Here is a 16,791-nt window from a genome sequence, read left to right as displayed (position 1 = left end):
AATTAGACGGCTTTAATAGTTGAATCTATGACTACCCTTTGAAAATTAACCTCTCAAGGTGACATAAAACACGACAACCCATAGGTAGGACTAACTTGTCAAATAACTAAGAGGATATTTTATGAGAGGGTGAATTCAGGTTTGGTGTTATTACAGAGCTATCATAGTTAAAGCATGAGGAAGGGGTGTGCAGCAAAGATGAAAAGACAGTGAAAATAATAAAGAGCGAGCGTTAACCTCATTTAATATCCTGTGATTACATTAAATGAGGTTAACGCTCGCTCTTTATTAAAAGAATTAGGGTGTCAGGCTTAAAGGGGTGTTAGGCTTAAAATGCAATTGAGCTTAAAGTGCAATTGGGCTTAAAGAGTAATTAGCGTTTACTGGCGCGTTTAATTTGGCGGCGCTGCGCCCACAGTAATAATATATAGGTAACGATACCCAGTGCGACAAGATGATACAGGTAGCCACTAACTTGCGATAGTGAGGCGCCCATCTGATTTAGCTGCACAGAGGCATTCATACCTGAAGTAGTAGGGAATAACCAACGTACGTATTGCAACGGTACAGGTAACTGACTTACAGGCCATGGATAACCGCTAAGAAAGAACATAGGGAGCGAGCTGAAGATAAGAATCTGCATGCTGCGTTCACGCTCTTTAAACCACATGCCTAATAAACAACCTACCGTGGCAACGACGGGTGAAAATATTGCCATAAAAAATAACGTGCCAAGCATGTTATGACCACGTGGGTAATTTTGAGCCGTAAATACCCAGCCATAATAAAAACAAGCCACTAAAAAAGATATCGAAGATAGCGCTAAAATACGTCCCAGCCATCCAGAGGCGCTAGCATTTTGCCGCTTATTCTCATACCAAGTACCTATAAGTAAGGCAGTGCTTAGCAGCAGCGTTTGTTGTAAAATTAAAATGGCAACGGCAGGCACGACATAAGCACCATAACCCTCTGAGCGATTGAACATAGGATCGATACGCAGTGGTATGGCTTGAGTACTGACTTTAGCCGTTTCCATATAGGCGCCTTTTGCGACGCTACGCTTAATTTCAACACCCGCTGAGATAGTCCCTATGGCTTTGGTAAAACCAAGCTGTACTTGTTTGTTTAATAAAAAATAACTGTTATTACCTAAAATGGTCACATGCGTAGGTTTATTGGCATAAACATCACTTTCTAGGTTTTTTGGAATAATGAGATACCCAGCAATATCATTATGATACATCGCTTCGATAGCATCTTGCTGGCTGGCATACATTTGTACAGTAAGATTGGGGCTGACATCACTATATCTAGCGATAGTCTGAGATAGTTTACTGTGGTCTTGATCTACGATACCGACGGGAACCTCGTTAACCACCTCACCGCGGTAAGGCCACGGATAGAAAAAACCGTAGATAATAGGCGCAATAATTAACATTAATATAACGCCCTTATCTTTAAAGATAGAGGCATAAGTACCAAACAATCCTTGCAAGAAAGTGCGGTGGGTAATCTGTGAATCTTTACTCAGTCGACTCGGATTTTGCACCTGCGTTGTTGCTGTGTCTGTTGACTTAAGAGCTTCAGAACTAAGAGCTTTAGAACTAACCGCTTCAGGCTTATTACTAGCGTTTGAATCAGGTTCAGGTTTATTTTCAGATGTAGACATTAGCGAGCTCCCCAGCGGTCAGGATTTCTAAAGGCACGAAGGCTGAGTAAAGCCGTGATCACTAGGGTAACTGTAACGGCAACAATAAGCCCAAAAAGGGTAGGTAGGGCTATGGATATTGGGGCTAGCATTTGCAACTGGCTAATATGAATTTTGAGATAGTGAGTCAAGGGCAACGCATTCGCCCAGCGCTGTGCGCCTTCACTCATGGCAAGAAGCGGGAACGTTACACCAGCAAAGGCAAAAGAAGGCGCAGAAATAAAGGCTGCACTTGAGAGCCCCATACGCAGTGAATAGCTTATTAAACTAAAAATTGCGCCTAGCCACAGGGATATCATCGTCAGTGCCATAAATGCGATATAAACGATTAATATTGACAGTAAGCTTGAGGGATGAGCGCTTGACGCTAGGGTAAGGGCTAACCCGCCCCAGAGCATATAAAATAGTAATGCCCAGATTAATTTACCATTAAGTCCAACAACCAGTTCTAAAATAGAAACCTTTGCTGGCATGCGCGGTTTTACTTTTTTATTTAAATCGACTTCATAATCGTATTTAGATTTTGGCACATAGCGATTAGACACATAACTGTTTGGTAAATAGCTATTTGGTAAGCGGTTATTAGACGTATAGCTATTAGACATATAGTTATTTGTCACAAAGCTATATGTTAAGTCTGGCAACTTCGAATAATCTGTAGGCAATTGCCAACTATGATGCAGATTGGCATGCATATAAGCCAGCTTCCTTTCAGGAGGTATGTGTTTTAGACGTTTGAAATCTGGATAGGGCATATCTGGATATATAATAGTGTGATACCAGATAGAGAAGGTCTTATCACGAATCTCACGCCCAATAGTTGTTGCACCTATAATCATTGCTAGAATATGCAGCAGGGCAGGAATAACCGTAGAGGCTAGAAACTGCTGATAACCCGTGCCAATGTTAAATAAACTAATGCGCTCTATGCCAATCGGTGAATAGGACACTTTAGCTTGTTCGGAGTAACTGCCCTGTTTGACACTGCGCTGGATTTCGACGCCTGCTGATACAGTGCCTACGACTGTTTGTACTCCGCGTTGGACGATACCTGAATGTGAACCATATTGGGCATTTACTTTTAATACTACTGGCGATGGCGCACCTTGGTTTATGTTATCGGCAAAATTACTGGGGATAATTACCACGCCATAAATATCTTGACTCAAGATATCCTGTTTAGCTTGACCTAAATTCTGGTAATTCTTAGTGACTTTTAAATCAGGGCTAACATCTAAATATCGGGTAAGGGTGCGGGAATAGCTGCTTTTGCTGTTATCAATTACCCCAATAGGCAAGTCTATGATATAAGGTTTAGAAAATATCCACCACACACCTATAATAGTTAATAGGGGTAGCCATAACAACATGACGTAATCCCAAGAGTGGTAAAGTAAAAATCTACCTTCATAGCGAGCGCTTCGCAAAAAGACAGACAATAATGACGAGTGGGCATTGTCTTCATCTCCAAAAACAACGTTTGGCTTATTACTTTTGGACTTGGACATAATCTAGCCTATCACTCGCACCATTAATTGGCATTATTTACATTTTTGTTCGATGTCGTTGCCGGAAGCTTGACTATCACACTCATTCCTGAGCGTACTTTGGGGTCAGGTGTGCTTGGGCGTGCCTTTACCTCAAAGGTTCTAACATCATAGTTGTCTTCACTATTTGTAGCACGCCACGTTGCAAAGTCAGACATTGAAGCGGTGTTGAATACTTCAAACGTCATTTGATAGGGAGTGTCTGATGTCGATAAGGCTGGCAAGATGCCCACAAAGTTAGAGCCGATATTAAAATAATTCAGATTGTTTTCTGTGACGTTGAGTACCACCCACTGTTGATTAGGATCTATTAAGGTCATGATCGGTACTCCTTGACCAATCACCTCGCCTGGATTGATAATCACATCATCTACAATACCAGATATCGGGCTTTTCAGATTGGCTTCGTCTTGGGCAACTTTCGCCTCTTCAATTTTGGCATCGACTTGAGCCACTTGGGCTTTAGCTGCTTGTTTGTCCTCTTCACGTGCCCCTTCTAATGCCAGCTCATATTGCAGGCGTGCTGCATCCGCTTTATCTTGGTTTGCGGTATATTGCGTATAGGCTTCATCACGTTTTTGACGTGCCATTAACCCTTCTTGGTATAAACGATTGACCCGCTCATAAGTGCTTTTAGCCAAGTCCGCAGCGGCTTGGTTGGCTTGCCACGCCGCTTTGGCTTGCCCGATCTCTTGTGGTCTAGCGCCATTCTCTGCTTTATCAAGTTGGCTTTGTGCCATATCTCGACCTGCATAAGCTTGATTTAACTTTGCGTTAATTTCTGGTGAGTCCATCTCGATAAGCTGCTGACCAGCTTCTACATTATCGCCTTCAGTCACCAATATTTTTGCAATTCGCCCTGGTACTTTTGCAGCAATGGCAGTAGACTGCATCTCCATTTCGCCTTGTATGGTAATGGGCTCTTCGGTGCTATCAACGCTCTTATTTAAACCATAAATGATAAACCCTATAACGATAATCACAACGAGGGTAATAACAATATTTCTGAGCATTATTGGGCTAGGCTTTTTGACAGCATTCATGCATTTATCCTGAAGATAAAAATTAATCTAGTATTAGAGTGTGAAAGCATTCTGTTCTTTTTTAAGAACCCTATTTCAAAGAACCGTATTTTTCTAAAAACTCTATTTTTTAAGAGCCATAACAAGATGCTTTTAACCATTATTGAGAAAAAAGTAAACCTTAGTATACCGTAGGTAGCTTGATATCAGCCGCTGCCATATAATCATTAAATGCTTCTGGCGTACCGATACTCTCCATAAGGGCTGCTAGTGCTTGAACATAATCATTGGCAACAGCAGTCTGTTCAGTACGCGCTTGTAAATACTTAGTCTGGGCAGTGGCGACATCCAGGGCAGTATTTACCCCTTCTTGTAATCCAATCCGCTTCAAACGAAGAAGCTCTTGGGCGAATAATATATTGCTGTTTAGGGAGTGGTAGCGTATGCGGGCATTCTCAACAGACTGCCAATTTTTTTCGACCAATAACAATATATTGTCACTGGCATTAATCTTGGCCAATAAGGCTTGGCGCATTTGAGCTTTGCCTGACGCATTAAGCGCCTGTTTGTCTAAACCGCCCCACAGCTTCCAGCTGGCAGAGACACCAGCAATCCAGCTTGGATCGTCATCAATTTCGTGATACCCAAATAGTGATATGGTAGGTTTATACCCTGTATCAGATAAGTTGTTTAATGACTCAGCTTGAGCGTATTTTGCATCTACCTTTGTAAGTCCCGGATGGTTTTGCAAGGCTATATCTTTAAAATAAACGAGAGGCGGTAGTGGCTTAGAGGATACAAATAAAGGGGTCACTGGTTTGACGGGGTTAGGCGTGCGTAATAAACGTTGTAATGCCGTCATGGCAAGCTGTGCGTCATGACGTGCTTTAATGGACTCACTTTCCGCTTCTGCGAGCGCAGTTTTTGCCTCTAGTCTTTCAACACGTGAAATAAAACCTTCTTGCAATAGCCGTTCTGCCGTGTAATCCGTTTCTTTGATAGTATTTAGCGCATCTTCACGCAGATAAGCCGCAATCATAGCAAGCTGAGCTGTGAAATAACGCTCAATCAGCGTGGTTTGCAAACTATCGCTATCTATCAGAGCATCTGCTTGGCTTTCTTCGGTACGGGCATTTGCTAGTTCTGTAATGGCTTGCGTGCGTCCTGCCGTATAAACAGGCCATAAGAACGCAACACCTGCACTCACATTACTCGATTCATGTTTAAGATCATAATTATCAGGGATGCGACTGCTAATAATAGAGGGAATATCAGGTATGACATTGGGATCTAGATTAGGTATATCATCAAGCGCTTGATGAATACTGTTATTGACATCACTATTAATACCAGACTTGACGCCGGTCAAGTTGATATCAGCGTCTACTCTAGAGTGGGTAGCGCCTGCGCGCAGAAATACCAGTGGTTTATTGAGTCCTTCAGTAGCTTCTGCTTGCAACTGTTTGGAAGCAATGGCTGCATTATTTCCAGCAAGCTTAGGTGATACTTGTACCAACACATGCTGAGCCTGTAACAAGCTTAGTTTTTCTGGTACTGCAATCGAGTAAGTATCATCAATAGCAATACCAGTGGTCGGATCCTGAATGGTCACTAAAGGGACAGTCATGTAAGCATTGTTTTCTAAATTTTTGGCAATTTGACTAATGTTCGCTGAACTAGCTAAATCGCTGCCGTTATTCTGCAAAACTGTTGAATCTGCATAAGACCCCGGTGATATAAATGCCATCGCAATGGCGCTTAATAAACTAGGAACTTTCACTTTGCTTTCTGGAAAAAATCTTATATAGCGCAATGAAGGAGGGAGGTATTGCGCAAAGTTTACTGAGTATTTTCGCTTTATATAAGCCATAAATGTTCTTAAGTCGGTGTAAAAAATGTCAATTTGATTGAAATAGATAGAGTTACCTAAGTACAAAATGTCACTCTATACAATATTTAGTTAGCTTGTGAAGTTTTGTTGTTTAATTTAGGTAGAAATATAAGAGGCTATTTGTATGTTACTAGACTAATTTTACACCATATTTATTTTATTAACTTAACTGAGTAGTTATTTGAATAGTTATTTGAGATGACTCATCATAAATTTACCATTGTCTATGTGACATATTGCGGCAAATACCACACTTAAATTCTATGAAAGTTTGTCACAACTCATATACTAAAAAGACTTAAAACTTAATTTTTAGCACTATTACAGATTTTTACAAAACTCTAAAAGCCCCATTTATATTGAAGTTTTACTTCAATATAAATGGGGCTTTTTCATCACTAAAAAACCTCAAATCAAATATCCCGACATACGGTTTTCAAAGAAAATTCCGAAGTTAAAAAATATTTAATATTCCACTTGTCCACCATTTTAATCACTCTATCAACTAATAAATAAAATAAGGTGTGAAAAATTGATTCACATTTTTCAACTAATTATGATGAAGTCATATTAAAGTCATAAATTTCTAAAATGCATTTATTCCTAATAGCTAATAAGTACTTAAATCAAAAAACCTTGTTATTACATATAGTTAAGTAAAGTAGGCTTGAAGTGTGTGATAGCACTGAAGCTTGCTTACTGACATTGAAGATTTATTTGAAGTGAAAAATCATCGAATTATTGTCTGTTTGCTATCTATTGACCAGTTAAGTGAACCATTAGTTTTCCAAGCGAGGCTTTTACGTAAGAGGATATTTGATTGATCCTAAATTTTGAGAATCCTGCATTAGTGATCTGAAAATATTTTTAATTTATTAGAAATTTGGCATCTTAATTGCTTAGAGAGGCTACATAAAAATAGAATCGTGAGATCGAGTTTTACAATGAATCAATTACGCAAATTTTGATTTAAAAATAATTTTATAAAAACATTTTAATGAAAGAGTTATCTGGAGAATATATGAACAAAGTTGTCGTGAAAGTAAATACAGTAGATAAAACTATAGCGGAACATGCTGTTGTCACTAAAGATGGCACGCCCACCGTAATCAAAGCAGAGGGTAAGGTTAATTACGAGCTAGTCGATGAAGCTAGAGGCGTTGCACCCCATCACATTGTTACTAACCGTCAAGGTAACGACTTAATTGTGTCATTCGATCCAGAAGGCAAAGATACTGATTTGGTCATTGAAGGATTTTATGATAAATCAAATAGTGCATTAATTGGCATTGCTGAAAACGGTAACTATTATTATTACATACCTGATACAGGCGAAGTGACTGATTATGTTACTGAGCTTGCCGCCGGTGATATTGAAGGTCAAGCTTTAGGTGGTCAGCCACAGGCAGCACCTTGGTGGGTCGGAGCTACTGATGATTCAAGTATTTTACCTTGGTTAGTCGGGCTAGCAGGGCTTGGATTAATTGGGGCAGCAATTGCTAATGATGACGATGATAATAAGGAGGAGACTTCTTCTGAAAAATCAGACGCCCCTGATATCACACCAAAAGACGATGGTAGCGTCACAGTAGCGCCTGGCGAAGATAATAACTCTGTTACCGTTGACTACACAGACGAAGATGGTAATGAAGAAACGGTTGTCGTTACCAAAGACCCTGAAACTGGTAAATGGACACCAGAAGGTGAACTACCAGATGGCGTTAGCTTAAACCCTGACTCAGGGACGATAACAATTGACCCAAATGAAATTGCAGACGGCTCGGAAATAAAGGCCACTGGTAAAGCCCCAGAAAAAGAACCAACTACTGTAACTGGCTTGTCTGGAGCTGATGACGCTGACGCTGATGCCGACGCCGATGCCGATGCCGATGCAGACGCCGACGCTGATGCCGATGCAGACGCCGATGCCGACGCCGATGCCGACGCTGATGCAGACGCTGATGCCGATGCAGACGCTGATGCAGACGCCGATGCTGATGCCGACGCTGATGCTGATGCTGATGCAGACGCTGACGCTGACGCTGATGCCGATGCCGATGCAGACGCTGATGCAGACGCCGATGCCGACGCTGATGCAGACGCCGATGCCGACGCTGATGCAGACGCCGATGCCGACGCCGACGCCGATGCTGATGCTGATGCAGATGCAGACGCCGATGCTGATGCCGACGCTGATGCAGACGCCGATGCCGATGCCGATGCAGACGCTGATGCAGACGCCGATGCAGACGCCGATGCCGATGCCGACGCTGATGCCGATGCCGATGCAGACGCCGATGCAGACGCTGATGCAGACGCCGATGCTGATGCTGATGCTGATGCCGATGCCGATGCAGACGCTGATGCTGACGCCGACGCTGATGCAGACGCCGACGCCGATGCAGACGCTGATGCAGACGCCGATGCTGATGCTGACGCCGACGCTGATGCCGATGCCGATGCAGACGCTGATGCAGACGCCGATGCCGATGCCGACGCTGATGCCGATGCCGATGCAGACGCCGACGCTGATGCTGATGCTGATGCTGATGCCGACGCCGATGCTGATGCTGATGCAGACGCCGATGCCGACGCCGATGCTGATGCAGACGCCGATGCTGATGCCGACGCTGATGCCGACGCTGATGCAGACGCCGACGCCGACGCTGATGCTGATGCTGATGCTGATGCCGACGCTGATGCAGACGCCGATGCCGATGCCGATGCAGACGCTGATGCAGACGCTGATGCAGACGCTGATGCAGACGCTGATGCAGACGCTGATGCTGATGCCGACGCTGATGCTGATGCAGACGCTGATGCAGACGCTGACGCTGATGCTGATGCAGACGCTGATGCAGACGCCGATGCAGACGCTGATGCAGACGCCGATGCCGACGCTGATGCTGATGCTGATGCCGACGCTGATGCAGACGCCGATGCCGATGCCGATGCAGACGCCGACGCTGATGCTGATGCTGATGCTGATGCCGATGCTGATGCCGATGCTGATGCTGATGCTGATGCAGACGCCGATGCCGACGCCGATGCTGATGCAGACGCCGATGCTGATGCAGACGCCGATGCTGATGCCGACGCCGATGCTGATGCTGATGCCGACGCCGATGCCGACGCCGATGCAGACGCTGATGCAGACGCTGATGCTGATGCTGATGCTGATGCCGACGCTGATGCTGATGCAGACGCTGACGCTGATGCAGACGCTGACGCTGATGCCGATGCCGATGCAGACGCTGATGCAGACGCCGATGCCGATGCCGACGCTGATGCCGATGCCGATGCAGACGCCGACGCTGATGCTGATGCTGATGCTGATGCTGATGCCGACGCCGATGCTGATGCTGATGCAGACGCCGATGCCGACGCCGATGCTGATGCAGACGCCGATGCTGATGCCGACGCTGATGCCGACGCTGATGCAGACGCCGACGCCGACGCCGACGCTGATGCTGATGCAGACGCCGATGCTGATGCCGACGCTGATGCCGACGCTGATGCAGACGCCGACGCCGACGCTGATGCTGATGCTGATGCCGACGCTGATGCAGACGCCGATGCCGATGCCGATGCAGACGCCGACGCTGATGCTGATGCTGATGCAGACGCTGATGCAGACGCTGATGCAGATGCAGATGCCGATGCCGATGCCGACGCCGAACCTACTCCAACTATAGCCATAGATGTGATAGCCGAAGATGACTTGATAAATGCTGCAGAATCAGAAACTGACATTCTAGTAACGGGTACTGTTGGTGGCGACTTTAATGAGGGCGACACCGTTACCTTATCTATTAACGGTGGCGACTTTACAGGCACAGTAGCGGCAGATGGCAGCTACAGTATTTTAGTGCCAGGTTTAGAGTTAGCGTCTGATGCTAATGCAAATATAGAAGCTAGTATAAGTACAACTAATGATTCTGGTAAGACGGGTAGTGCAAGTACAGATCGTAGTTATGAGGTAAATACTGAAATTACCCCACCAACCTTTGAAGATAAGCTTATCGTTCCTGGTATACCGCAAACTGCAAACGGTGGTGCGATTGTTAAGACCTCAACCGATGATGATCTAAGTAGTCTTACCATTAATTACACAGATGAAACGAGTCCTAATAGTCCTGAAAATGCGGCTCAAACACTTGAGTTGATTAAGGATGATAATGGTAACTGGATAGTTAAACCAGGTACTGATATTCAAGTTGGCGTTGATGTGATTAATGTTGATTCTGATGGGGACGGTGCTACTGACTATGCAGAAGTTCGTTTTGCTGCTGACAGGCTTTTAGATGGCAGCGAAGTAACGGCTACTTTGACTGATAAAGCAGGTAATGAAGCCTCATTTGAACAACCCCATAATACAAAACCTGACTTTGAAACAACTTTAAACTATGAAGGGCAGACGACTATATTGGACGCACCAGTGGGGGTAGCTGAAGGTACAAATTCTGATTTAACACAGACGGTCGATGGTTATCAGTTTGTTGAAACAGGCACTGATATGAGTGCGAATGGATACTATAGAATCCATGCAAATGAAGAGACTGGTGAATTAGAGGTCTTCTTGACAGAGGCAGGTGCAAACTCTGAGGCTAATGATATTACCATAGGTTCTAATATTTTCTCCTATGAGGTGGAAGCAATTGATGATGGAGCAACTTTATATACTTCGACATTAAACTTACAGGTTGTTAAGGACCCCTCTCCTCAAAATGCTAGCTTGATGTCTTCTATGGAAGCCAAGGTCCCTGAAGCAAAAGATGTACTTAATACTCAAGATAAAGCGATATTTTCTGACCAGACTACAAATAGTGGTATAGCGGCTACTACTAGCGTTATGGATGTTTCTACTGAGTTACTGATGACTCACACTACGCTAAATACTCTTGATGATACTCCAATTTTATAACCCCCTAATTCTTTAACAAGATGGTATTTGCAAATTAATTTTGTAAATACCAAAACATGACATTAACTATAAAAACAAACTAATTATGGAGATTAAAATGAATGTAAATTACTTAGATATCACTCTAGATCAGGTGAAATTAATTAAGTTTGAAACCACTACTCTAAATATAACATTCTCAGAACCGGTTCTGGGTTTTGAGCTTGATGATTTTGTGTCTGAAGTCGCTTCTCTTTCCAATTTGCAAACTTTAGATAATGGAACAACTTGGACAGTGGATGTTACGCCAAATGATAACTTTGAGGGTTCTGGATATATTAGAATTCAAGCTAATAGCTTTGCTGGTGCAGTCAGTTATTCGCCTGGTGAAGGCTATAGAGTAGACTTAGAGGTTGATACGCTGGCCCCTAAAGCCCCAACAATTAGCTTTGAAGATGCAGGCGCAGACGGCGTATATAACAAAGACGAAGTAGGCGAAGACGGCACCATAACCGCAACAATTAGCGTACCAGAGGGTACAGTTGTCGGCGACACCTTAATCATTGATGGCGTAGAGTACCCAGTCACGCAAGACATCATCGATAATGGTCAAGACGTACAAATCGTTCCTGGCGCAACCGTTGAAGCTGGCCTTGTGGACAAATCTGGTAATAAAGGTACGACAACAACCAATGCAGCCCCAGTAGCAGACCTAACTGCTCCGGAAATTGTTGATTTTTACGTTCATAGAATTACCACAGACAATATATTAAATGCAGAAGAAGCCGGTAAAGATGTCGTAGTTTCAGGCACTGTAAAGGGTGAGTTCTCAGAAGGAGATAGTGTTACCTTAACTATCAATGGAACTGAGTACACCACAGAGCTAAATGCTGCTGGAAAGTTTTATGTTAATGTTGCGGGTTCTGAGTTAGTCGCTGATGCTGATAATAAAGTCGATGCTGTATTGACGGCAACTGATGCAGCAGGTAATACAACGACAGTGACAGCATGTCGAACCTATAAAATTGATTTAGATGCCCCTAAAGCCCCAACAATTAGCTTTGAAGATGCAGGCGCAGACGGCGTATATAACAAAGACGAAGTAGGCGAAGACGGCACCATAACCGCAACAATTAGCGTACCAGAGGGTACAGTTGTCGGCGACACCTTAATCGTTGATGGCGTAGAGTACCCAGTCACGCAAGACATCATCGATAATGGTCAAGACGTACAAATCGTCCCTGGCGCAACCGTTGAAGCAAACATTATTGACAAAGCTGGCAACACAGGCCCTAAAGCATGTGACAAAGCTCCAGCAGCAGACGTTGAAGGCCCTGATAGTAACACTACACAAATCAGCGTTAACGACATTACCGACGACAACATCTTAAATGCAGCAGAAGCTGGCACTACCGTTTCAGTAACCGGTAAAGTGACAGGCGAATTCAGCCAAGGCGACATCGTAACCTTAGTCATCAATAGTGTGGAATACACAGGCGCTATCGATGCAGACGGTAACTACAGCATAGACGTTGCAGGTTCTGACCTAAAAGCAGACGAAGACAGTGTTATAGAAGCATCTGTTAACGCCACTGACGCAGCAGGTAATACAGGTACTGTATCAACCACTAAAGACTACAACGTAGACACCACAGCCCCTAAAGCCCCAACAATTAGCTTTGAAGATGCAGGCGCAGACGGCGTATATAACAAAGACGAAGTAGGCGAAGACGGCACCATAACCGCAACAATTAGCGTACCAGAGGGTACAGTTGTCGGCGACACCTTAATCGTTGATGGCGTAGAGTACCCAGTCACGCAAGACATCATCGATAATGGTCAAGACGTACAAATCGTCCCTGGCGCAACCGTTGAAGCAAACATTATTGACAAAGCTGGCAACACAGGCCCTAAAGCATGTGACAAAGCTCCAGCAGCAGACGTTGAAGGCCCTGATAGTAACACTACACAAATCAGCGTTAACGACATTACCGACGACAACATCTTAAATGCAGCAGAAGCTGGCACTACCGTTTCAGTAACCGGTAAAGTGACAGGCGAATTCAGCCAAGGCGACATCGTAACCTTAGTCATCAATAGTGTGGAATACACAGGCGCTATCGATGCAGACGGTAACTACAGCATAGACGTTGCAGGTTCTGACCTAAAAGCAGACGAAGACAGTGTTATAGAAGCATCTGTTAACGCCACTGACGCAGCAGGTAATACAGGTACTGTATCAACCACTAAAGACTACAACGTAGACACCACAGCCCCTAAAGCCCCAACAATTAGCTTTGAAGATGCAGGCGCAGACGGCGTATATAACAAAGACGAAGTAGGCGAAGACGGCACCATAACCGCAACAATTAGCGTACCAGAGGGTACAGTTGTCGGCGACACCTTAATCGTTGATGGCGTAGAGTACCCAGTCACGCAAGACATCATCGATAATGGTCAAGACGTACAAATCGTCCCTGGCGCAACCGTTGAAGCAAACATTATTGACAAAGCTGGCAACACAGGCCCTAAAGCATGTGACAAAGCTCCAGCAGCAGACGTTGAAGGCCCTGATAGTAACACTACACAAATCAGCGTTAACGACATTACCGACGACAACATCTTAAATGCAGCAGAAGCTGGCACTACCGTTTCAGTAACCGGTAAAGTGACAGGCGAATTCAGCCAAGGCGACATCGTAACCTTAGTCATCAATAGTGTGGAATACACAGGCGCTATCGATGCAGACGGTAACTACAGCATAGACGTTGCAGGTTCTGACCTAAAAGCAGACGAAGACAGTGTTATAGAAGCATCTGTTAACGCCACTGACGCAGCAGGTAATACAGGTACTGTATCAACTACTAAAGACTACAACGTAGACACCACAGCCCCTAAAGCCCCAACAATTAGCTTTGAAGATGCAGGCGCAGACGGCGTATATAACAAAGACGAAGTAGGCGAAGACGGTACCATAACCGCAACAATTAGCGTACCAGAGGGTACAGTTGTCGGCGACACCTTAATCGTTGATGGCGTAGAGTACCCAGTCACGCAAGACATCATCGATAATGGTCAAGACGTACAAATCGTCCCTGGCGCAACCGTTGAAGCAAACATTATTGACAAAGCTGGCAACACAGGCCCTAAAGCATGTGACAAAGCTCCAGCAGCAGACGTTGAAGGCCCTGATAGTAACACTACACAAATCAGCGTTAACGACATTACCGACGACAACATCTTAAATGCAGCAGAAGCTGGCACTACCGTTTCAGTAACCGGTAAAGTGACAGGCGAATTCAGCCAAGGCGACATCGTAACCTTAGTCATCAATAGTGTGGAATACACAGGCGCTATCGATGCAGACGGTAACTACAGCATAGACGTTGCAGGTTCTGACCTAAAAGCAGACGAAGACAGTGTTATAGAAGCATCTGTTAACGCCACTGACGCAGCAGGTAATACAGGTACTGTATCAACCACTAAAGACTACAACGTAGACACCACGGCTACCCAGCCACCAACAGTAATCATTGGTAACGGTGATGACGAAGTTAGTGAAGATGAGATTGATGAAAATGGTAATGTTAACGTTACTATTGGATTACCTAATGATGCTGAAGTTGGGGATACGCTAACTGTTATTGTAGGTGGTAATGAGCAAGAAATTATTATATCGGAAGATGATATTAATAATGGATCTATAGAAGTAGATGTACCTGCACCCCAAGATGGTGAAGAGCTGGTGGTCGAAGCCACGATTACAGATGCAGCAGGAAATCAGAGTGATACAGGCAAAGACGAAGCCACAGTATGTCTTGCAGCCGCACCCATTTTCTTACATCATTTAGGTTATGATTTAACCGAAACTGCTGGACCATATAATGAGCTTGGTAAAAAAGGTAGTGAAATTAATTACTTAACTACTGATAAAGATGATCAGGTTTATATCGGTTTTAAAGGTTTTGATAGTAATGGTAACTTGATCGATTCGCCTAACGATGGCGACTTTGAGCGTGATTACTGTGATCCTTGTGTGGTATGGCAGTTAAATACCGCTGAGGGTGATGACTTAGTTCAATTGCGTGGCAATCAAAATGGCTACACAGTAACTAAGCTTGGAGCAGGTAATGATTCTTTCTATGTAGAAGGTTCGCTAAATGCTTATGTAAGATCAGCGCAGTGTTACACAGATGCGCGTGCTTATGTTCTAGCTGGTACTGGAGATGATACCATCGTGATTGGTGGTAATGCTGATGGTAAAGAAAGTGGCAGAGGCGTTAATGGTGGCCGCATATTTACGGGTTCAGGTAGTGATGATGTTGTTGTCTACGGATCAGTTAAAGATGGCGCTGTGATTGACTTGGGTTCAGGTGACACAAAATATGCAAATGGTTATGCTGAAGCTAGTGATGCCGATAGTGTTAATGATGTGAATAACCTTCATATTACTTGTGATTTAGGTGGTAAATATAAATATCAGTACGGCCTTATTAAAGGTGGTTTAGGTCAAGATAACGTTGTTATTGACTCTGCTATTAGAGGGTATAGTAAAGTTGATCTTGGCGCTAATGATGATACTTTATCTGCCAAGTTTGCTACCGACTGTAGTGTTATAGATATGGGCTCTGGCCACGACGCTGTTAACATTACTAGTGGCGTGTGGGGTAATTCTAAAATATATTTAGGTACCGGTGATGATACTTTGACAGTTGCTTGTGATTTAAATAACAGAAGCTATGTCAATGCAGGAAGTGGTAATGATCAAGTGACTATCGGTAGAGATGTTGCAGATTGTTCAGTCGTTGACTTAGGAGCGGGTAATGATGTTATGACAGTCGGCCGTTTCATTGAGCATTCCAGCAAAGTTTATGCAGGTGATGGCAATGACATGATTACTGCTGAGGGTCTAAATAACTGTGCTAAAGTTGACATGGGTAATGGCGATGATACGTTAGTTATTAATTCACAGTTCGGTGTCGGCAATGGTTCAGCATATGTGAACATGGGTGCTGGTAATGATACTGTTGAATTTGGCGGATCACATATTGATGGTGTTATTCATGGTGGAAGTGGAGTTGATACGCTAGTCTTAACTTCAAACGCTTCACATTATAACAGTAGCATCTCAAGTTGTGATTTTAAAGGTATTGAGACAGTTGACCTTAAAGGCGATATCGACTTATCTATCAACTATCGTGATCTAGTTAACGACAAATCGCGTGATGGTGTATTGTTCATTAAAGGTGATAGTGCCAATACAGTGGATATCGATATGGATACTTCAGGTACTTACTGGAATGGTTGGTGCTACGTTCAAGGTGATAGTGCTCGCTGGTATAATACAGGTACTCAAGAGGTTGATGGCACGGTTTATAATGTTTACCATCACTATAACCGCGGTTATGATGAAACAAACGCGATGTATATCGAGCAAGGTGTGCACGTTATCTAACTATAAATGATTTATTTTATAATAAAAAAACCTCAGCTTTAGCTGAGGTTTTTTATTGTCATTGGATTTTTGGTCTAAGTTATTGCTTTTTACGCTATACAACATACGCAAAGTGTTATTAACTCCCTTATTATATCGGCTTGTATACACTCTTAACACCCTATACCTATCTAAATAACTACTTATCAATTTAAATAACTGCCTAGTTATCTAAATAACTACAACAAGTAGGTATAAAAAATAGAACCCCATAAGCTATGGATAA

At 43.7% G+C, this 16,791-nt stretch carries 6 protein-coding genes; 2 read left to right on the top strand and 4 right to left on the bottom strand.

Translation table 11 applies throughout. The features are described 5' to 3' along the window. Positions 1 to 373: 373 nt before the first annotated feature. The 4 genes from AC2SLN_RS07610 to AC2SLN_RS07595 all read right to left on the bottom strand — a co-directional run bounded on the left by AC2SLN_RS07610 (position 374) and on the right by AC2SLN_RS07595 (position 6,147). Complete coding sequence (locus AC2SLN_RS07610) at positions 374 to 1,669, bottom strand: ABC transporter permease (RefSeq protein WP_486550917.1); 1,296 nt, start codon at positions 1,667 to 1,669, stop codon at positions 374 to 376. Next, a complete protein-coding gene (locus AC2SLN_RS07605) occupies positions 1,669 to 3,216 on the bottom strand; it encodes an ABC transporter permease (RefSeq protein ID WP_486550918.1) in 1,548 nt (515 codons plus the stop codon). The genes AC2SLN_RS07610 and AC2SLN_RS07605 overlap by 1 nt, the downstream gene beginning before the upstream one ends. 23 nt (positions 3,217 to 3,239) lie before the next feature. After that, positions 3,240 to 4,298: an HlyD family secretion protein gene (locus AC2SLN_RS07600; RefSeq protein ID WP_486550919.1), complete on the bottom strand. Its 1,059-nt coding sequence runs from the start codon at positions 4,296 to 4,298 to the stop codon at positions 3,240 to 3,242. A gap of 160 nt (positions 4,299 to 4,458) precedes the next feature. After that, positions 4,459 to 6,147, bottom strand: coding sequence for a TolC family protein (locus AC2SLN_RS07595; RefSeq protein WP_486550921.1), 1,689 nt, complete (start codon positions 6,145 to 6,147; stop codon positions 4,459 to 4,461). Between the two features lie 1,042 nt (positions 6,148 to 7,189). Between AC2SLN_RS07595 and AC2SLN_RS07590 the strand changes: the two genes are divergently transcribed. Together AC2SLN_RS07590 and AC2SLN_RS07585 are read left to right on the top strand one after the other, a co-directional pair. Further along, entirely contained in the window at positions 7,190 to 11,092 is a 3,903-nt protein-coding gene (locus tag AC2SLN_RS07590) for a hypothetical protein (RefSeq protein ID WP_495057323.1), read from the top strand. A gap of 97 nt (positions 11,093 to 11,189) precedes the next feature. Next, positions 11,190 to 16,526: an Ig-like domain-containing protein gene (locus AC2SLN_RS07585; RefSeq protein WP_495057322.1), complete on the top strand. Its 5,337-nt coding sequence runs from the start codon at positions 11,190 to 11,192 to the stop codon at positions 16,524 to 16,526. Positions 16,527 to 16,791: the final 265 nt, after the last annotated feature.

The organism is Psychrobacter sp. CX90, assembly GCF_057396305.2.
Note: the sequence above shows the minus strand (reverse complement) of the source record. Positions and strands in the feature narration are given on the sequence as shown.

Excerpts from the sequence above, each read along its gene's own strand:
- AC2SLN_RS07600 (WP_486550919.1), bottom strand. The coding sequence starts at position 4,298 with ATGAATGCTGTCAAAAAGCCTAGCCCAATAATGCTCAGAAATATTGTT.
- AC2SLN_RS07605 (WP_486550918.1), bottom strand. The coding sequence starts at position 3,216 with ATGTCCAAGTCCAAAAGTAATAAGCCAAACGTTGTTTTTGGAGATGAA.
- AC2SLN_RS07610 (WP_486550917.1), bottom strand. The coding sequence starts at position 1,669 with ATGTCTACATCTGAAAATAAACCTGAACCTGATTCAAACGCTAGTAAT.
- AC2SLN_RS07595 (WP_486550921.1), bottom strand. The coding sequence starts at position 6,147 with ATGGCTTATATAAAGCGAAAATACTCAGTAAACTTTGCGCAATACCTC.
- AC2SLN_RS07585 (WP_495057322.1), top strand. The coding sequence starts at position 11,190 with ATGAATGTAAATTACTTAGATATCACTCTAGATCAGGTGAAATTAATT.
- AC2SLN_RS07590 (WP_495057323.1), top strand. The coding sequence starts at position 7,190 with ATGAACAAAGTTGTCGTGAAAGTAAATACAGTAGATAAAACTATAGCG.